This window comes from Pseudomonas sp. MNR3A (assembly GCF_009650575.1).
GTDB lineage: Bacteria > Pseudomonadota > Gammaproteobacteria > Pseudomonadales > Pseudomonadaceae > Aquipseudomonas > Aquipseudomonas machongensis.
In genome coordinates this window covers 1-19,303 of the sequence record NZ_VZZS01000010.1, presented here as the reverse complement: position 1 = coordinate 19,303, position 19,303 = coordinate 1, and the positions used below count along the sequence as shown (strand labels likewise).

Here is a 19,303-nt window from a genome sequence, read left to right as displayed (position 1 = left end):
CACCTGTCAACAAGCCCTCTGATTGAAGCTGCTCCGCTCTCAAACCCCGCCGGAGCAGCTCGACGATGCCAGCATCCACTGTCAAACCCACCAACCTGATCACCCCGCCAAGCACGCCGCTACAGCACTTTCGCCTGGAGAATGGCCTGAAGGTCTACCTCCAGCGTGATCAACGTAGCCCGCTTGTTTGTGCACAGCTTCATTATCACGTGGGTTCCAGCCACGAACCGCCAAGCCATAGCAATCTGTCCCATGTGATCGAGCACATGGTGTTCGAGGGCAGCGGCAAACTCGCAGCCGGCCAGTACCTTCGGATTATCAATTGGCTGGGCGGCACCGGCGGCGCCTCTACATTCAACGATGCAACGGTCTACAGGATGACCCTGCCCGCCTCGCGCCTGGAGGTAGGCCTGGAGATCATGGCCGACGCCATGATCAATGCTCGCCTTGGTGGCGAAGCCTTTGAAAAGGCCAAGACCGCAGTACGCGATGAGCGTCGACTGAAAATCGACAATCAGCCGGTACAACAGGCCCTCGAAAGCCATAAACAGCTTGCTCACCAAACCAGCCCCTACGCCACTCCCAACTACGGCGACCCGCAAGACCTCGAAGACATGAGCCTTATCACGATTCGCACGTGGTACAGGAATTATTACGCCCCCAACAACGCCACCCTGGTAGTCGTTGGCGACATCGAACTGGCTCGTCTCGAAGAATGGGTGCAGCGGCACTTCGCAGGTTGCGAGGCCATCCCCCTGCAACCGACCCAGACGCCTCGCCATCCTGAGCAATTGGCGTACCGCCAACAGGCACTGACACTGCCCAACCTGCGCGACGGCCTGCTGATGTCCTTCAATGTGCCAAGCCTGGCAACGGCAGAGTCGCCCCGTAGCGTGCACGCTTTGAGAATTGTCGCGGAATTGCTGGGCAGAGGTGCGGCGTCTCTCCTGCATGACAAACTGGTGCGCAAACGGCAGGTCCTGATAGGCGTCGGCCCGTCCTATGAATACCAGGTGCGCGGCGATACTCTGCTGACGTTCTCTGGCTATGTCGCACCCGGCAACACACCAGCGAGCGCCGAAAAGGCGGTTTTGGACATCATCAAAAGCCTCCAGTTGACCCCCTTCACCGCGCAGCAGATCGAAGATGCCAAGCTGCACCTGCTGGCGCAGCACGCAGAGGCCCAGGCCAACCTCACCGGCCAGGCAGATGCGCTCAGTTGGAGAGTGATCGGCGGCCTGGACCCCACGCAGCTGCATGATGAATTTCAGACCCTGGCATCGCTCACCGAGCAGGACATCCAGCTCGCGATCAAGACCTACCTCACCCGTGAACGCCTTACCGTCACTCATATGTGCGCGCCCGAGGCAACGGTAATAGAGACTCCCGTACTGACTTGCGTCGACTTGCCCACTGGTAGCGCTGCGCTGGACCTGTCCGGCCTGACCTCGGCACAAGGCCTTTCAGAGGCTGCCCTGGACACCCCAGTTCAGGAAATACAGCAGTGGCATACCGAGCTGGGCAGCAAGGTGTGTTTCGTTCCGGTACAAGGTGCTCCTGCAGTCGACCTGCAACTACGCTTCAAGGCTGGGGCCTATCATGACGGCGACACGCCCGGCTTGGCCGCAATGACGCTGTATATGCTCAACCAGGGTTGTGACCAACTGGATGCCGTGCAGCTAGCCAGTCAACTCAAGTCGCTTGGTGCCACACTCGAACACAACGTGACGCACGACGACGCCATCTTGCGTCTGCGCAGCCCATTCACCAACGGCCTTTACAAGGAAGCCGTGGCGTTGCTGGTTGCCATGAGTGCGCGTCCGAGCTTCGAGGCCACGGCGCTAGAAGGCATACGCACTCGCTTAATCAACTATCTACGCCGTCGCGAAGCCAAACCTGAACACCGGCTCAAGGTGGAAAGGCTTCGTAACGTTTATGACAGCCACCCTTACACGCGGGACAGTCATGGCACTACGAGCAGTGTCATGACGATCAGCCGACAGCAGATAGTGGACTTTCACCAACGAGCCTACTGCGCCGCAAACCTGGAAATCACCTTGGCCGGGGACCTGTCTCGAGAGGACGCCGAAACACTGGTCAACGACCTTTGCCAGGCCCTGCCGATTACCCAGCTTGCGCTTCCCGCCCTGGAAAAAGCCCGGCCATACAACCAGGCCAGGACTTTGCACATCGAACAGCCAAGCAATAACCCAGACACCGACAACGTAAAGGTCAGCCTGGCGTTTGCGGTAGAAATCCAGCCCGGCGATGAGCAGTTTCCTGCGCTGACCATGGCCAACCAGATTCTGGGCGCCAGCTTCGAGTCGCGCCTGGTATCCGAACTGCGCGAACGGCGATCCCTCACTTACGCCATTCGCAGTTACTTCGACGACTACCGTGGCGCCCTGGTGCTGCTCGTCGAATGGGATATCAAGCCCCACTATCTGCAAGCATCCATCGATCTCGTCAAACTCGTGCTGCGCTGCTTCATCGAGCAAGGCCCAAGCGAGTTCGAGATGAAGCTGGCACGCAGCCAACTGTGCGGTGACCTGTTGCGCACCCTCGCCGACGACCAAGAGCTTGCAGACCTGCTGGCACAGATCAACGCATCCGGATTGCCGGCGGATCATTTCCAGCGCTACCAGGAACAACTCGCGCAAACCACGGCAACACAAATCCAGACGGTCGCTCGGCAGGTCTTCGACAGCAACCGTTGTGTCGTGACCTGCGTCGGACCCAAGGTGGCTCAGCAGCCCCTGCCTGCACTGCCAATAGCCGACTGATAACACAACCACAGGTGCGGTGTTTCGTGGCACTCTAGGCAGGCACACCAAGAGCCGCCGAGCATGTCCAGTCTCACCGCAACCTTCAGCCCAGCCACCGGCCTGTCAAACCCTCACCTGCAGACACTGTGGGGCCCACTCTGGCGCAGGCTTCCAAGACTTGAGCGCAGCCGCGAGCGCCTGTGGCTGGCCGACGGCGACTTCCTCGACATGGACTGGCACGGCCCGCATCAAGCTGACACGCCGCTGGTGCTGGTCTTGCACGGCCTGACCGGCTCCTCCGACTCCCCTTACGTAAAAGGCCTGCAGCAAGCGCTGCAGGCGCGTGGCTGGGCCAGCGTCGCGCTGAACTGGCGGGGCTGCTCCGGCGAGCCGAACCTGCTTGCTCGCAGCTACCACTCCGGCGCCAGTGAAGATCTTGCCGAAACCATCCGCCATCTGCGCGCGCAACGACCGCTGGCGCCGCTGTATGCCGTGGGCTACTCGTTGGGCGGCAACGTGCTGTTGAAGTACCTGGGCGAAAGCGGTTCGGCCAGCCAGCTTGAAGCAGCGGTGGCAGTGTCGGTGCCGTTTCGTCTGGATCAGTGCGCCGATCGCATCGGCATAGGCTTCAGCAAGGTCTACCAGGCGCACTTCATGCGCGAGATGCTGGCTTACGTGCAAAGCAAGCAGAAGCACTTCCAGGCTTTGGGCCACAACGAAGGGTTGGCTGCGCTGGAGCGCCTCGGGCCGCTACGCAACCTGAGGACCTTCTGGGATTTCGATGGCCGAGTAACCGCACCGCTCAATGGCTTCAGCGATGCCCACGACTACTACCGCCACGCCTCGAGCCGCTATTACCTGGGGGAAAACCGTACACCGACACTGATCATCCACGCGCAGGACGATCCGTTCGTGTTCGACCACAGCCTGCCAGCACCGCAGGAGCTGGCGCCGCAGACGCACTTCGAGTTGCACCGCCGCGGCGGACATGTGGGCTTTGTAGAGGGCAGCCTGCGCAATCCGGGCTACTACCTTGAGCGCCGGATTCCGCAGTGGCTGCTGGAGGGCCGCTAGCGCTTCGCTGCCTCAATCGCCAGTGGCGACACCGTGCCTGGAATCGTTGATCCACTCGCTCCAGGACCCGGCATACAGGCGCCCCAACGGGTATCCTGCCAGCGCCAGGGCAAACAGGTTATGGCAAGCCGTCACACCGGATCCGCAATAGGCGACCAGCTGCTCCGGCTCACGCCCTGCCAGCTTCTCGGCGAAGCGCTGTTTCAGCTGCTCGGCTGGCAGGAAACGCCCATCCGCACCCAGGTTGTCAGTGAACGCTGCACACTGCGCACCAGGAATATGCCCAGCGACAGGATCGATCGGCTCGACTTCGCCGCGAAAACGCGGCAAGGCGCGGGCATCGATCAACGTCAGGTCGGCGCTGCCCAGACGCTTGTTCAGGTGCTCGGCATCGATCAGCAGCTTCGCATCGGCCTCGCCCGTGAAGTTGCCCTCGCGCTGCACCGGCGGATCCAGGCTCAGCGGCAGATGCGCCGCGTGCCAAGCCTTGAGGCCGCCGTCGAGGATGAACACCGCGTTGCGCTTGCCCAGCCAGGCCAGCAACCACCAGGCGCGGGCAGCGAAGGCACCGGGACCGTCGTCGTACAACACCACCTGGCTGTCATTGTCCAGGCCCCACTCGCGCAAGCGCTCGACCAGACGGCGCGGCTCAGGCAATGGATGACGCCCAGTCTGCCCCTTGACCACAGGCCCGCTCAGATCGCGCTCCAGGTCCGCGAAATGCGCACCGGCGATATGCCCCTCGGCATAGCTGCGCTGGCCGTAATCCACGTCTTCCAGGGCAAAGCGACAGTCGAGGATCACCAGCCCCGGCGAGTCCAGACGCTCGGCCAGCTGCTGCGGGGTGATCAGTTGCGCAAGGGGCATGACAATCTCCTATCGATGGCACGAAAGGCCCGGATCAGTGTTCCAGGGCCTGGTTGAACGGAACATGAAATTCATCGCATAGCGCATCCACGGCAGCGCGGGAGCCAGCGGTGACGAACCCCAGCTCCAGCACCAATACCTGATAGACGCCACGCTTGAAGGCTTCTTCACCCATATGCGCGGAGTGCTCGCGGGTGGTGCTGAGAAAACGCACCCAGGAGGTGAGCACGATCCAGGCATTGATGGTCAGCGACTCGATCTGGGTCGGCAGCATGTCCAGGATGCCCGCTTCGACGAAGCCACGATAGATCGCCTGGCCCTGCTGCAGGCACCGCTGGGAGAAACGCCGGTAACGTGCGGCCAGCTCCGGATCACTCTCCAGCAGATGCTCGAGATCGCGGTGCAGGAAGCGGTAGTTCCACATCGCTGCAAGCAGTGCCTTGAGGTAGAAGCGTTTGTCCTCGACCGTGGCTGCACGGCCTTGGGGCGGGCGCAGGAAGCTGTCCACCAGCTCTTCGTACTGGCTGAACAGCAACGCGATAATCGCTTGCTTGTTGGGGAAGTGGTAGTACAGGTTGCCGGGAGAGATTTCCATGAACGCGGCAATGTGATTGGTGCTGACGCTGCGCTCGCCCTGCTGGTTGAACAGTTCGAGGCTGCTTTGCACGATGCGCTCACGGGTCTTCATGCGCGGGGCCATGCGGGTATCCAGGTCTGCGGGCTTCGGATGACGAGCCATCTTACGGTTTATTCCACGGGCGGTGCACCCCGCGGACGTTCACAGATCAAGGCCGATTAGAGTATAAGCTCGACAACTCGCCCCTCTGCGCGGAGCTGCCATGCGTTCGTCCACAGCCATGCCTCTTGAGCCATCCGACCTTGTTCTCGAGCGGTTGTTCGCCGAACAACGTCAGGCCTTCGCAGCCAACCCCATGCCGCCCGCCGCGCAGCGTATGCAGTGGCTGAAGAGCCTGCGTGAGGCCCTGGTTGCACACCAAAAGGTGCTGATCGAGGCCATCGATGCCGACTTCAGCGGACGCAGCGCCGATGAAACCCTGCTGGCCGAGCTGCTGCCGTCAGTGCAGGGCCTGCGCCATGCCGAGCGCCATGTTCGGCGCTGGATGAAACCTGCCCGGCGCAGCGTCGGCCTGGCCTTCCAGCCGGCCAGCGCGCGAGTGCTGGCGCAACCATTGGGGGTGGTGGGCATCATCGTGCCGTGGAACTACCCGCTGTTTCTGGCTATCGGCCCGTTGACCGGTGCCCTGGCAGCGGGCAACCGGGTCATGCTCAAGCTCAGCGAAGCCACGCCGCGCGCTGGCGAAGCCCTAAAGCAGTTACTCGAGCAGGTATTCCCCGCCGACCTGGTGAGTGTCGTGCTGGGCGAGGTCGAGGTAGGCCAGGCCTTTGCCCGTCTGCCGTTCGATCACCTGCTGTTTACCGGCGCCACCAGCATCGGCCGCCAGGTCATGCTCGCGGCAGCGCACAACCTGACGCCGGTCACGCTCGAGCTGGGCGGCAAGTCGCCCGCCATCGTCTCCCACGACGTGCCACTGGCCAGTGCCGCCGAGCGTATTGCCTTCGGCAAGACCCTCAATGCCGGACAGACCTGCGTGGCTCCCGATTACGTGCTGGTCCCGCGTCAACGCCTGGACGACTTCGCCCAGGCCTACCGACGGGCGGTGCAGCGCCTCTTCCCACGCATCGCAGACAACTCCGACTACAGCGCGATCATCAATTCGCGCCAGTTGCAGCGCCTCGAACGCCTGCTCGCCGACGCCCATGACAAAGGCGCCCAAGTGCTCGACCTGTACCCCGACGAGCCGCGCCAGGGCCGCAGGCTGCCCCCACATCTACTGCTCGATGTAAACGACGACATGCAGGTGATGCAGGACGAGATCTTCGGCCCAGTGCTGCCGCTGGTCGCCTATGACGAGCTGGATGAGGCGCTGGCCTACATCAATCAGCGCCCACGCCCGCTGGCGCTGTACTACTTCGGTTACGACCGCAGCCAACAGGCGCGTGTGCTGCAGCACACCCACTCCGGCGGCGTATGCCTGAATGACACCCTGCTGCACGTCGCCCAGGAGGACTTGCCTTTCGGCGGCATCGGCCCCTCTGGCATGGGTCATTACCATGGTCGCGAAGGTTTCCAGACCTTCAGCAAGGCCAGGGCGGTACTGGCCAAACAGCGCATCAACGCCGCCCGGCTGATCTACCCGCCTTACGGAAAAGCCCTGCAGCGCCTGGTATACAAGCTGTTCATCCGCTGAGCGCAGAGGGTGCATGACAGCCAATAGCCGCACTGTCTATAGTGCCATCATCCGGTCGCATGACTTGGCCGGGCAGCAGTCGCTGCGCTACCATCCGACTCCCCAACGCACTCCAGCCAGGATGACGCGATGAACCGAGTGTTGTACCCGGGTACTTTCGACCCCATTACCAAAGGCCATGGCGACCTGGTCGAGCGCGCCTCGCGGTTGTTCGATCACGTGATCATCGCCGTGGCGGCCAGCCCCAAGAAGAACCCCCTGTTCCCGTTGGAGCAACGGGTCGAGCTGGCCCGCGAGGTCACCAAGCACCTGCCCAATGTCGAAGTCATCGGCTTCTCCTCTCTGCTGGCACACTTCGCCAAGGAGCAGGGCGCCAATGTGTTCCTGCGGGGGCTGCGCGCGGTGTCCGACTTCGAGTACGAGTTCCAGCTGGCGAACATGAACCGCCAACTGGCGCCGGACGTCGAGAGCCTGTTCCTCACGCCGTCGGAGCGCTACTCGTTCATTTCCTCGACGCTGGTCCGCGAGATTGCGGCGCTGGGCGGGGATATCACCAAGTTCGTCCACCCGGCGGTGGCCGAGGCGCTGACCGTACGCTTCAAGAAGTGATCGCAGCGGCCTGATTTCGGCTTTGTACGCCACGTCGCCAACCGGCACTTGCGCGACAAAGCCTCGCGCCCGCGTGCACTGCGGGCGTTAATGCGGCACAATTGTGCCCATTGCTTTGATACATGCCCGGGCGCCGAGCCCCGGCCGGAGTCCCAATGTCCCTGATCATCACCGACGATTGCATCAACTGCGACGTCTGCGAACCCGAGTGCCCGAACGCCGCCATCTCGCAAGGCGAAGAGATCTACGTGATCGACCCGAACCTCTGCACCCAGTGCGTGGGCCATTATGACGAACCCCAGTGCCAGCAAGTTTGCCCGGTCGACTGCATCCCGCTGGATGAAGCCCATCCGGAAACAGAAGACGAGCTGATGGCCAAGTACCGCCGGATCACCGGCAAGGCCTGATGCCGTTCGTCGCCGCGATTCGCCGCGCATGGCTCGGCGCCGCACTGGCGCTGCTGGCTACCGCCGCCCTGGCGGACGGGCCCGGGCGCGCTGCCATTGCCAGCCCCCATGCCGAGGCCACGGCAGCGGCGCGACAAGTTCTGGAACAGGGCGGCAACGCCTTCGATGCCGCTATCGCCATCAGCGCCACGCTGGCGGTGGTCGAGCCCTATGGATCGGGGTTGGGCGGCGGCGGTTTCTTCCTGCTGCGCGAACAGTCCGATACTGCGCACTACCGCTTCCTGGATGCCCGCGAGCGCGCGCCGGGCGCCGCCACCCCGGACATGTACCTGGAAGACGGCAAGGTCCGGCAGGGGCTTTCGATCAACGGTGCGCTGGCAGCCGCCATCCCAGGTCTGCCCCAGGCCCTGGCAGATCTCGCTGCAACCCACGGCAAATTGCCGCTCAGGGACAGCCTCGCGCCAGCCATCCGCCTCGCCAACCAAGGCTTTGCCGTCGACCGCATCTACCGCGATCGCGCGACCATGCGCCTGAACGCGCTGCGTGACGACCCGGAAAGCGCCCGGCTGTTCCTGCGCGAGAACCAGGTCCCTGCCCTGGGTACCCTGATCCGCCAGCCGGAACTGGCCGCAACGCTGCAGGCGATGGCGGATCAGGGGCGGGACGGCTTCTACCGCGGGGCGGTTGGCCGCAAGCTCGTCGAGGGTGTGCGCCGCGCTGGCGGAGTCTGGACCCTCGACGATCTCGCAGGCTACCGCACGGCCTGGCGCCAGCCACTGCGCTATCCACTGGCAGGCCAGCGCGAACTGATCAGCAGCCCACCGCCGTCTGCCGGCGGCGTGGCCTTGGCCCAGAGCCTGGCGATGCTCCAGCGCCTGCCGTGGCAGGGCGCAGAGCCCGTGCAACGCACTCACTACGTGGTAGAAGTCCTGCGCCGCGCCTACCGCGATCGCGGCTTGCTCGGCGACCCGGACTACGTCACCAACCCCATCAACCGCCTACTGGCGCGCCAGTACCTGAGCGGGCTTGCCGACAGCATCGACGTGCACGATGCCACGCCCAGCAGTGCCCTGCCCCCCGCACCCGCCTGGCGCGAGGGCGATCACACCACCCACTTCAGCGTGATCGACGCTGCGGGCAATGCCGTATCGGCCACACTGTCGGTCAACCTGCCCTTCGGCGCAGCCTTTACCGTACCCGGCAGCGGCGTGGTGCTGAACAACGAGATGGACGATTTCGCCGCCGACCCCACTGGCAGCAACAGCTACGGCCTGGCCGGCAGCCAGGCCAATGCGGTGGTCGCGGGCAAGCGTCCGCTGTCGAGCATGAGCCCGAGCTTCATCGAAAGCCCGTCACAGTTCGCCAGCTTCGGCACGCCCGGCGGTAGCCGGATCCCGAGCATGGTGCTGCTATCGATGCTCGGCTTTCTCGAAGGGCGGCCAGTGAGCGAATGGCCAGCGATCCCGCGCTATCACCATCAGTACCTGCCAGATGTGATCGAGCACGAGCCCAACACCTTCGACGATGAGCAGAAGGCCGCGCTGCGTGCACGCGGGTATGCGCTCAAGGACGTGCAGCGCAGCTATGGGAACCAGCAAGTACTGTACTGGGACAAACGGGCCGGGACGCTCGAGGCAGCCAGCGATCCGCGCGGGGTCGGTGAGGCCGCAGTGCTGGAGTGACCAGCAAAGCTGGCGGCAAATGGGTGTTCACGAGTATCAGCGCTGACAGCGCGGGCAGAACACGCTTGCGCGCTGCCCCAGCTTCACGTCCCGCAGCTCGGTCCCGCACACCTTGCAAGCCTCGCCACCACGTCCATAGACGAACAACTCCTGCTGGAAGTACCCCGGCTGGCCGTCGCCGCCGATAAAGTCGCGCAACGTGGTGCCGCCACGCTCGATGGCCGCCGCCAGCACGCGCTTGATCTCGGTCGCCAGCTTCAGATAACGTGCCCGGCTGATCCCGCCCGCTTCGCGGCGTGGATCGATGCCCGCAGCGAACAGCGCCTCGGTGGCGTAGATGTTGCCCACCCCCACCACCACGGCGTTGTCCATGATGAACGGCTTGACCGCCATCGACCGCCCGCGTGACAGCTGGAACAACCGCTCGCCGTCGAACAGGTCGGTCAACGGCTCCGGCCCCAGGCGCACCAGCAGCTCGTGACCAAGCGGATCCTGGCTCCAGAGCATGGCGCCGAACCGACGCGGGTCGGTGTAGCGCAGCATCAGCCCCGACTCCAGCTCGATGTCCACATGCTCATGCTTGGCCGCCGGCAGGCCGAGCTCGACCAGCCGCAGGTTGCCAGACATCCCCAGGTGGCTGATCAAGGTGCCAACCTCGGCGTTGATCAGCAGGTACTTGGCCCGCCGCTCGACGCTGACGATGCGCTGCCCCGACAGGCGCACATCCAGATCCTCGGGGATCGGCCAGCGCAGGCGCCGGTCACGCACCACCACGCGGCTGACCCGCTGGCCTTCCAGGTATGGCGCGATCCCGCGCCGCGTGGTCTCGACTTCTGGCAACTCAGGCATGGATCAGTGGCCACTCATTTCACGGATATTCTGCTTGAGGCTCTCGAAGTCGTACTCCGACAGCCCGATGTAGTCCAGCACCAGCGGCCCGACGACATTCCACTCGTGGTCGACGCTCTGGTTGCCCAGCACGCGGTACGACGCACAGATGTGTTCGGCCATTTTCAGCACCGCCAGCAGATTCTTGAGCTGGGTCTGGGTGTTGCGCGAAGACTCGTCGCGGAACACCGCCAGGGCGTTGTGGTGGTTGGCGATGGCCGCGCTGATGTGCTCCGGCAGGCGCCACGACTTGGCGGTGAAGTAGCCGACCACCGAGTGGTTGGTGTTGAAGGCACGATTCTCGGTATCGACCACCCGTACCTCTTCGCCGGCCTTGGCGTAGGCGTCTTCCAGCACCTCCATGTACGTGGGGAAGCGCTTGAGCATCAGCGGCACGCCGCAGTCATGGAACAGGCCAAGGGTGTAGGCCTCGTCCACCGCCTGGATGCCGGTGCGCTTGGCCAGGGTCAGGCAGGTCATCGCGACGTCCTGGGCAGTGTCCCAGAAGCGGTTGAGGGTAACGATGGTTTCGTCGCTCATCTCGCCCTTGATCGACTGGGCATTGATCAGGTTGATGATCGAGCGGCTGCCCAACAGGTTCACGGCGCGCTGGATCGAGCCGATCTTGTTGGCCAACCCGAAATGCGGGGAGTTCACCAGCTTGAGCAGCGCACCGGCCAGGCCAGGATCCTGCGCTATCAGCTTGGCGATCGTCTCCAGGTCCGGGTCGGGCATGTATTGCTCGAACTGCAGGTCCACCATGATCTGCGGCTGCGGCGGGATGGTGATGCCTTGCAAGGCTTGCTGGATCTGTTCGGCGGAAAGTTCCTGGGACATGGGTACACACTCGGAAATGACGAGAGATTCTAACCCTGTACTCCTGCAGGGCACCAACCACTGGATCGTTCCCTGGACGGTTAACTTTAGCCGCGAGGGGGCCGACACTTCATCCACCCCACCAGCGAACCCCGGGCCAACGCGGTATACTCCCGCTCTTTTTTCCGGAGCGACGTCATGTCCCTGCCCAGCCTTCGCCTCAAAGCCAATGCCGACCGCCGCCTGCGCGCCGGCCACCTGTGGGTCTACAGCAACGAGGTCGACGTTGCCGCCACTCCGCTGCAAGGCCTGAAGGCGGGTCAACAGGCGATCCTCGAGGCCGCCAACGGCAAGCCACTGGGCGTGGTGGCGGTGAGCCCGAACAATTTGATCTGCGCGCGCCTGCTGTCGCGCGACGCCAAGCTGCCGCTGGACAAGTCGCTGCTGGTGCACCGCCTGAACGTCGCCCTGTCGCTGCGCGAACGCCTGTTCGACAAGCCCTGCTACCGCCTGGTCTACGGCGACTCCGACCTGCTGCCGGGCCTGGTGGTCGACCGCTTCTTCGACATTCTCGTGGTGCAATTGGCCTCGGCCACCATGGAAGCGCACAAGGATGATGTGATCGCAGCCCTGGTGCAGGTACTCAAGCCCGGCGGCATCCTGTTCAAGAATGACTCCGCCGCGCGCGACGCCGAAGGCCTGGAGCGCTATGTCGAGACCGTCTACGGCGAAGTACCCGACTGGGTCGCGCTGGAAGAGAACGGCGTGAAGTTCGAAGCGCCGGTGCGTGAAGGCCAGAAGACCGGCTGGTTCTACGATCACCGCATGAACCGTGCGCGCCTGGCGCCCTACGTCAAGGGCAAGCGGGTGCTCGACCTGTTCAGCTACATCGGTGGCTGGGGCGTGCAGGCCGGGGCCTTCGGCGCCAGCGAAGTGTTCTGCGTCGATGCCTCGGGCTTCGCTCTGGATGGCGTCGAGCGCAATGCCGCGCTCAACGGCATCGCCGAGAAGCTGACCTGCATCGAGGGCGACGTGTTCGAGGCGCTGCGCGAGCTCAAGGCCGCGGAAGAGCGCTTCGACGTGATCATTGCCGACCCACCCGCCTTCATCAAGCGCAAGAAAGACCTGAAGAACGGCGAGGCTGCCTACCGTCGTCTCAATGAGCAGGCCATGCGCATGCTGAACAAGGACGGCATCCTGGTCAGCGCTTCGTGCTCCATGCACCTGCCTGAAGACGACCTGAACAACATCCTGCTGACCAGCGCCCGTCACCTGGACCGCAACCTGCAACTGCTCGAGCGCGGCGGCCAGGGGCCGGATCACCCGGTGCACCCGGCGATCGCCGAGACCCGCTACATCAAGAGCATCACCTGCCGGTTGCTGCCCAACAGCTGACCCACCCAGCCGGGGCTGGTCTACAGCCCCAAGTCATACGGCTTGCGATGATTGCTGACACTTGTATCGGCAATCAGCAAGCCCCTGGGAAGTCGGCAATGCTGCTGCCCCGTAGCGTCTCCTCAGATATCCAGCACCATCGACGCAATGCCAAAGTAGATCAACACCCCCACGGCATCGGCAATCGAGGTTACCAGCGGCCCGCTGGCCGTCGCCGGGTCAAGCTTCAGGCGACTGAGCATGAATGGCAGGCTCATGCCGATGAGGCTGCCGATCAGCACGATCACCAACATGCTGCTGGCCACGATCAGTGCGATTTCCGGGCCGCCGCGCAATACCCCCAACGAAGCGACAGCCACTGCCATGGTCCCGCCCAGGGCAAGCGCAACACCGCACTCGCGCGTGAGCATGCGCAACCAGTCACGCAGCACCACTTCGCCCGTGGCCAGGCCGCGCACCATCAGGGTTGCCGACTGGGCGCCGGCATTGCCGCCGCTGTCTACCAGCAACGGCAGGAAGAACACCAGGGCGATATGGGCGGCAATGGTGTCCTCGAACGCTGCGATTCCCGCACCTGAAAACAGGTTGCCGAATACCAGCAGCACCAGCCACAGCACGCGTTTGCGGTACATCAGGCTGACGGTTGCATCCTTGAGATTGCCGATGTGATTGGTGATCGATGCGCCCTTGTGAAAGTCTTCGGTAGCCTCCTCCACCATCACATCCAGCGCTTCGTCGCAGGTGACGATCCCCACCAGCCGCCCCAGCTCATCGAGCACCGGTACCGCCAGCAGGTCGTGATCGCCAATCAGCCGGGCAACCTCTTCCTGACGGGTCGCCGTGGTCACGCAGATCACCTGGCGCACCATGATGGTCTCGATCGGCTGGTCGGGCGGCGCCAGGATCAGTTCACGCAGCGATAGCGTGCCGAGCAGGTTGCGCTGGGCATCGAGGACATAGGATTGATAGATGGTTTCGGCGTCTGCGGCTTCGCGCCGCAGCATGTCGATGGCTTGGCGCGCGCTCAGGCCGCTGTCCAGGCTGGAGTACTCGCTGATCATCAGCGCACCGGCGCTGCCGTCTTCGTACAGTGCGTGCTGCAGGAGTCGATCGCGTCGGGCCTGGGCCGCCTGGCGCAGGTCGAGGGATTCGGCGAGGGTGTCGGTCGGTTGTTGCATGGTAGGTTCTCCAGGCGCCGAAGCAGGCGCCCGCAGACCTCAGCCACGCGGGCTCAAGCCTCCGGATGCCCTGGCGACGGTGCGCTCAGTGCCAGATTGCAGGTTCGCGATGAACTGAAACTGGGAAGGTCCATTGAGGGCTTGGCTCGTGAAGCCGCACATGCGGCGCGGCGATCATAGGTGCAGCGAGATCCAGAAAATACCGCCAGGAGGGCATTTGGGAGATGTCCTACATCACCCTGCCCAAATGACGAAAAGCACCGTCCAGACACATCGTCATTCCCTCGTCGCGCCAGCGGTGTAGAATCGGCCTATTCATCGCCAGACATCCCCAGGCGGGTTTATGAGCTCTGGCCAAGCACGCGGCGATCCCGCGCTGTCTTCGGCCCCATCCGTGCCAGCGGCAACCGGCCTTCGGCGCAAAGGACAAGAGAAGCTCACTCCCCTTTCCAGAGACCTGATTAAGCCGCCAGGAGTGCTTCATGCCTGATTATCGTTCCAAGACTTCCACCCAGGGCCGCAACATGGCGGGTGCCCGCGCACTGTGGCGCGCCACCGGGATGAAGGACGAAGACTTCAAGAAACCGATCATCGCCATCGCCAACTCGTTCACCCAGTTCGTTCCGGGCCACGTGCACCTGAAGGACCTGGGCCAGCTGGTCGCCCGCGAGATCGAGCGCGCCGGTGGCGTGGCCAAGGAATTCAACACCATCGCCGTCGACGACGGCATCGCCATGGGCCACGACGGCATGCTGTACTCGCTGCCGAGCCGCGAGATCATCGCCGACGCCGTCGAGTACATGGTCAACGCCCACTGCGCCGACGCCATCGTCTGCATCTCCAACTGCGACAAGATCACCCCCGGCATGCTGATGGCTGCCCTGCGCCTGAACATTCCAGTGATCTTCGTTTCCGGCGGCCCGATGGAAGCCGGCAAGACCAAGCTGGCCAGCCACGGCCTGGACCTGGTCGACGCCATGGTCATCGCCGCCGACTCGACCGCCAGTGACGAAAAGGTCGCCGAGTACGAGCGCAGCGCCTGCCCGACCTGCGGTTCGTGCTCCGGCATGTTCACCGCCAACTCGATGAACTGCCTGACCGAAGCCCTGGGTCTCGCCCTGCCGGGCAACGGCTCCACCCTGGCCACCCACGCCGACCGCGAGCAGCTGTTCCTTACCGCCGGACGCACCATCGTCGAGCTGTGCAAGCGCTACTACGGCGAGAACGACGAGTCGGTACTGCCGCGCAACATCGCCAACTTCAAGGCGTTCGAGAACGCCATGATGCTCGACATCGCCATGGGCGGTTCGACCAACACCATCCTGCACCTGCTGGCTGCCGCCCAGGAGGCGGAGGTCGACTTCGACCTGCGCGACATCGATCGCCTGTCGCGCAAGGTGCCGCAGCTGTGCAAGGTGGCGCCGAACATCCAGAAGTACCACATGGAGGACGTCCACCGCGCCGGCGGCATCTTCAGCATCCTCGGCTCGCTGGCCCGTGGCGGCCTGTTGCACACCGACCTGCCGACCGTGCACAGCCGCAGCATGGAAGAAGCCATCGCCAAGTGGGACATCACCCAGACCGATGACGAAGCCGTGCACACCTTCTTCAAGGCTGGCCCGGCCGGTATCCCGACCCAGACCGCGTTCAGCCAGTCGACCCGTTGGGAAACCCTCGACGACGACCGCGAGAACGGCTGCATCCGCAGCTTCGAACACGCCTACTCGCAAGAAGGCGGCCTGGCCGTGCTGTACGGCAACATCGCCCTGGACGGTTGCGTGGTCAAGACCGCAGGCGTCGACGAGTCGATCCACGTGTTCGAAGGCACCGCGAAGATCTTCGAAAGCCAGGACAGCGCCGTGCGCGGCATCCTCGCCGACGAAGTGAAGGCCGGCGACATCGTGATCATCCGCTACGAAGGCCCGAAAGGCGGCCCTGGCATGCAAGAAATGCTCTATCCGACCTCGTACCTGAAGTCCAAGGGCCTGGGCAAGGCCTGCGCCCTGCTCACCGACGGCCGCTTCTCCGGCGGCACTTCGGGCCTGTCGATCGGCCACGCTTCGCCGGAAGCGGCCTCGGGCGGTGCCATCGGCCTGGTCAAGGACGGTGACAAAGTGCTGATCGACATTCCGAACCGCTCGATCAACCTGCTGGTCAGCGACGAAGAGTTGGCTGCACGCCGTGTCGAGCAGGACAAGAAGGGCTGGAAACCTGCCGAAGTGCGCCCTCGCAAGGTGACCACTGCACTGAAGGCCTACGCCCTGCTGGCGACCAGCGCCGACAAGGGTGCTGTGCGGAACAAGGCGATACTCGACGGGCTGTGAGGCTTTGAGGGCATGAATGAAAAACCGGCGCCTTGAGCGCCGGTTTTTTTATGCCTGTGGAAAAGTATTGGCCTCTTCGCGGGCAAGTCGGGCGCCGAACCGCCGCTCCCACAGATACAGCGCAGCCTTGAAGACTATGAGACCCCTGTGGGAGCGGGTTTACCCGCGAAAAGGCCGGCACAGAAGCTCCAACGTTTACTGAATCTGCTCCGGCGTCACGATCACCCAGTTCTTGTCCGCCGTCACCGGCAGCCCTTCCTTCGCTTGCGCCGCCGCATGTTTGGCGATCATTCCGTTCAACTGGTCCATGTACTTGGCCTTGCGATTTATCCACAGATGGATACCGCCCTTGCCCACGTCGACCCCATGGAACTGCATGTAGCCGTCGCTGGTTGGCGTATCGCCGCCTACCAGCACTGGCCGCTTCCACTCATCGATGTAAGTCAGGATGGCCGCCTGCTTGCCGGCCATCCAGGTGGCCGGGGTCCACAGGTAGGGCGTCAACTCCAGGCCCTCGTTGGCCTTGGCATCGTAGTGGCCTTCGCTGATCTGCTTGCGCGCCGTGGTCAGCTTGCCGCTGGCGCGGTCCTTGAGCAGCAGGCTGACGCCGATCACGTTCTGCGGCTTGACGTTGTAGCCGTACTTGGGATCGGACGCGACCATGCGCACCAGTTCCTCGGACGCGGCCGAGATCACATAGACCTCGATGCCGTTCTCCATCAGCTTGTTGTACAGCTCGGCCTGGCCGGTGAAGACCTTCGGCGGCTGCACCTCGATGGTCTTGACCTGATCACCTTCGAAGTAGGTGCTGGGGACAGGCTTGTTCGAGGCCATCAGCTCATCGACCTGAACCTTCAGTTCCTTGAGCGTGAAACCGGAGAACACCTGCGCCACCCAGGGGTAGCAGACCATGTCATCGATTTCGCACAGGCGATAGTAGTAGCTGAACAGGCTCTCCTTGTGCTCGGCGGTATCCTTGAACGGGATCAGCTTCAACGAAGGGTCGAGCTTGTCGCGAGTCAGCAGGCCTTTGTTCTCCATGAACGGCAGCAGCGCTTCCTCGAGGTCGTAGCGATAGCTGGTGTTGTCCATGTCGAAGACCGCGTAGTTACCCTTGTGGGCATTGGCAGCGATCATCGTGTCGAGCTGTTTGGCGGCCTCGGCGGGCCAGTGCTTGAGTTCGGTTGCCGCCCAGGTGGTGGCGCTGAGCAGCAGGGCGAGACCGCCCGCGAGAAGTTTCGGAGCAGACATCATGTGCGTTCTCCAGAGACATGGCCGCTGAAGCCTAGACCGCCTGCATGACAGGCAGACGTCTGGCACCGACCTCGAGAGAGCCCGAAACGGCATGTTCATTGCCAACTGCGACAGCGCGTTATTCCATTAGCGACTATCTAAATTACCTTTAGATATAAATTCGTTTCTTTTCAGACTGTTAGCATTTCCGTTCGCAATCGCTCACAGAGGCGATCCCTATTTTTGCTTCACGGAGCTTCGATGAACCTGCCGCTTTCCCTCAACCTGCTGGCGTTCCTGGCCCTGCTGCTGGGCCTGGCGCAAACCCGCCGTACCGACTGGAGCCTGGCGAAAAAAGTGCTGCTTGGCCTGGTGCTGGGCGTCCTGTTCGGGCTGGTGCTGCACAGCCTGTACGGCGCTGGCCATCCGGTGCTCAGGGCAACCATCGCCTGGCTCGACCTGGTCGGCAACGGCTATGTCGGCTTGCTGCAGATGATCGTCATGCCGCTGATCTTTGCCTCGATCCTCAGCGCGGTGGCACGCCTGCACAATGCCTCGGCCCTTGGCCGAATCAGCGTGCTGAGCATCGGCACGCTGCTGCTGACCACAGCCATCGCCGCACTGATCGGCATCGCCCTGACCAACCTGTTCGGCCTCAGCGCCGAGGGCCTGGTCGCAGGCGTCCAGGAAACCGCACGCCTGCAAGCCATCAACAGCGACTACGCAGGCAAGGTCGCCGATCTCAACATCCCGCAACTGCTGCTGTCGTTCATCCCCAGCAACCCGGTGGGCGACCTGGCCCGGGCCAAACCGACCTCGATCATCAGCGTAGTGATCTTCGCCGTGTTCGTGGGCCTTGCAGCCCTGCAACTGATCAAGGACGACAAGGACAAGGGCGAGCGCGCGCTGTCGGCGATCGACGTGCTGCAGGCCTGGGTCATGCGTCTGGTGCGCCTGGTGATGAAGCTCACGCCTTATGGCGTCCTGGCGCTGATGACCAAGGTGGTTGCCAGCTCGAACCTTGATGACATCCTCAAGCTGGGCAGCTTCGTGGTGGTGTCGTACATCGGCCTGGGTCTGATGTTCGTGGTGCACGGGGTGATCCTGGCGATCACTGGCGTCAGCCCGCTGCGCTTCTTCCGCAAGGTCTGGCCGGTGCTGACCTTTGCCTTCACCAGCCGCTCCAGCGCCGCCAGCATCCCGCTTAACATCGAGGCGCAGACTCGCCGCCTGGGCGTACCGCAGTCGATCGCCAGCTTCAGCGCATCGTTCGGCGCAACCATCGGCCAGAACGGCTGCGCCGGCCTGTATCCGGCAATGCTGGCGGTCATGGTGGCGCCGGCCGTGGGCATCGACACCTTCGATCCGCTGTGGATCGCAACCCTGGTGGCCATCGTCACCCTGAGCTCGGCGGGGGTTGCCGGGGTCGGTGGCGGCGCGACCTTCGCCGCGCTGATCGTGCTGCCGGCCATGGGCCTGCCGGTCGAGCTGGTGGCGCTGCTGATCTCGGTCGAGCCGCTGATCGACATGGGCCGTACTGCATTGAACGTGAACGGCTCGATGACTGCCGGCGTGGTGACCAGTCAACTGCTCAAGCAGACCGACCAGCAAGTGCTGGCCGGAGACGAGCATGCCGAGCTGAGTCACTCCTGAGCAACACTTGCCCTGTGGGAGCGGACGAACCCGCTTCCACAGGAAAAGCTCTAGGGTCTGTCTGAAATGTGTCTGCGCGAAGGCCAGACAAGGCGAAACGGGGGGAGGAAGCGCAGTGTACTGGAGTACATGAGCATTCCGA

The 19,303-nt window shown here is 63.4% G+C and carries 15 protein-coding genes; 9 read left to right on the top strand and 6 right to left on the bottom strand.

The features are described from left to right. Positions 1 to 65: 65 nt before the first annotated feature. A complete protein-coding gene (locus F6X62_RS08985; RefSeq protein WP_153773273.1) occupies positions 66 to 2,783 on the top strand; it encodes a pitrilysin family protein in 2,718 nt (905 codons plus the stop codon). 63 nt (positions 2,784 to 2,846) lie between these two features. Next, on the top strand, positions 2,847 to 3,839 hold the full coding sequence (locus F6X62_RS08980) for a hydrolase (RefSeq protein WP_153773272.1): 993 nt from the start codon (positions 2,847 to 2,849) through the stop codon (positions 3,837 to 3,839). Between the two features lie 12 nt (positions 3,840 to 3,851). Here F6X62_RS08980 and F6X62_RS08975 read toward each other — a convergent pair whose 3' ends face one another. Together F6X62_RS08975 and F6X62_RS08970 are read right to left on the bottom strand one after the other, a co-directional pair. Continuing rightward, positions 3,852 to 4,706, bottom strand: coding sequence for a sulfurtransferase (locus F6X62_RS08975; protein ID WP_125931178.1), 855 nt, complete (start codon positions 4,704 to 4,706; stop codon positions 3,852 to 3,854). 34 nt (positions 4,707 to 4,740) lie between these two features. Further along, complete coding sequence (locus F6X62_RS08970; protein WP_054891154.1) at positions 4,741 to 5,406, bottom strand: TetR/AcrR family transcriptional regulator; 666 nt, start codon at positions 5,404 to 5,406, stop codon at positions 4,741 to 4,743. A gap of 139 nt (positions 5,407 to 5,545) precedes the next feature. On the opposite strand from F6X62_RS08970, the gene F6X62_RS08965 reads away from it, so the two are divergent. From F6X62_RS08965 to ggt, 4 genes are all read left to right on the top strand, one after another. Beyond that, positions 5,546 to 6,976, top strand: a complete 1,431-nt coding sequence (locus tag F6X62_RS08965; RefSeq protein WP_153773271.1) for a coniferyl aldehyde dehydrogenase — start codon at positions 5,546 to 5,548, stop codon at positions 6,974 to 6,976. A gap of 129 nt (positions 6,977 to 7,105) precedes the next feature. Continuing rightward, entirely contained in the window at positions 7,106 to 7,585 is a 480-nt protein-coding gene (gene coaD / locus F6X62_RS08960; RefSeq protein WP_063541647.1) for a pantetheine-phosphate adenylyltransferase, read from the top strand. A gap of 155 nt (positions 7,586 to 7,740) precedes the next feature. Further along, positions 7,741 to 7,992, top strand: a complete 252-nt coding sequence (locus F6X62_RS08955; protein ID WP_011531711.1) for a YfhL family 4Fe-4S dicluster ferredoxin — start codon at positions 7,741 to 7,743, stop codon at positions 7,990 to 7,992. Beyond that, positions 7,992 to 9,674, top strand: coding sequence for a gamma-glutamyltransferase (gene ggt / locus F6X62_RS08950; RefSeq protein WP_153773270.1), 1,683 nt, complete (start codon positions 7,992 to 7,994; stop codon positions 9,672 to 9,674). The genes F6X62_RS08955 and ggt overlap by 1 nt, the downstream gene beginning before the upstream one ends. Before the next feature lie 36 nt (positions 9,675 to 9,710). Here the strand turns inward: ggt and mutM are convergent, their stop codons facing one another. Then, positions 9,711 to 10,523, bottom strand: coding sequence for a bifunctional DNA-formamidopyrimidine glycosylase/DNA-(apurinic or apyrimidinic site) lyase (gene mutM / locus F6X62_RS08945; RefSeq protein WP_153773269.1), 813 nt, complete (start codon positions 10,521 to 10,523; stop codon positions 9,711 to 9,713). Positions 10,524 to 10,526: 3 nt separating this feature from the next. Further along, positions 10,527 to 11,345 carry an HDOD domain-containing protein gene (locus F6X62_RS08940; RefSeq protein ID WP_172964843.1) on the bottom strand — a complete coding sequence of 273 codons (819 nt, stop codon included), beginning with the start codon at positions 11,343 to 11,345 and terminating at the stop codon, positions 10,527 to 10,529. A 231-nt stretch (positions 11,346 to 11,576) separates the two neighbouring features. On the opposite strand from F6X62_RS08940, the gene F6X62_RS08935 reads away from it, so the two are divergent. Further along, entirely contained in the window at positions 11,577 to 12,773 is a 1,197-nt protein-coding gene (locus F6X62_RS08935) for a class I SAM-dependent rRNA methyltransferase (protein WP_112899435.1), read from the top strand. Between the two features lie 122 nt (positions 12,774 to 12,895). Here F6X62_RS08935 and mgtE read toward each other — a convergent pair whose 3' ends face one another. Next, positions 12,896 to 13,951: a magnesium transporter gene (mgtE, locus tag F6X62_RS08930; protein WP_153773268.1), complete on the bottom strand. Its 1,056-nt coding sequence runs from the start codon at positions 13,949 to 13,951 to the stop codon at positions 12,896 to 12,898. Between the two features lie 482 nt (positions 13,952 to 14,433). Between mgtE and ilvD the strand changes: the two genes are divergently transcribed. Next, positions 14,434 to 16,275, top strand: coding sequence for a dihydroxy-acid dehydratase (gene ilvD, locus F6X62_RS08925; RefSeq protein ID WP_153773267.1), 1,842 nt, complete (start codon positions 14,434 to 14,436; stop codon positions 16,273 to 16,275). 195 nt (positions 16,276 to 16,470) lie between these two features. Here the strand turns inward: ilvD and F6X62_RS08920 are convergent, their stop codons facing one another. Then, on the bottom strand, positions 16,471 to 17,526 hold the full coding sequence (locus F6X62_RS08920) for a haloacid dehalogenase-like hydrolase (protein ID WP_218572550.1): 1,056 nt from the start codon (positions 17,524 to 17,526) through the stop codon (positions 16,471 to 16,473). Positions 17,527 to 17,769: 243 nt separating this feature from the next. On the opposite strand from F6X62_RS08920, the gene F6X62_RS08915 reads away from it, so the two are divergent. Then, positions 17,770 to 19,161: an L-cystine transporter gene (locus F6X62_RS08915; RefSeq protein WP_153773265.1), complete on the top strand. Its 1,392-nt coding sequence runs from the start codon at positions 17,770 to 17,772 to the stop codon at positions 19,159 to 19,161. Positions 19,162 to 19,303 lie beyond the last annotated feature (142 nt).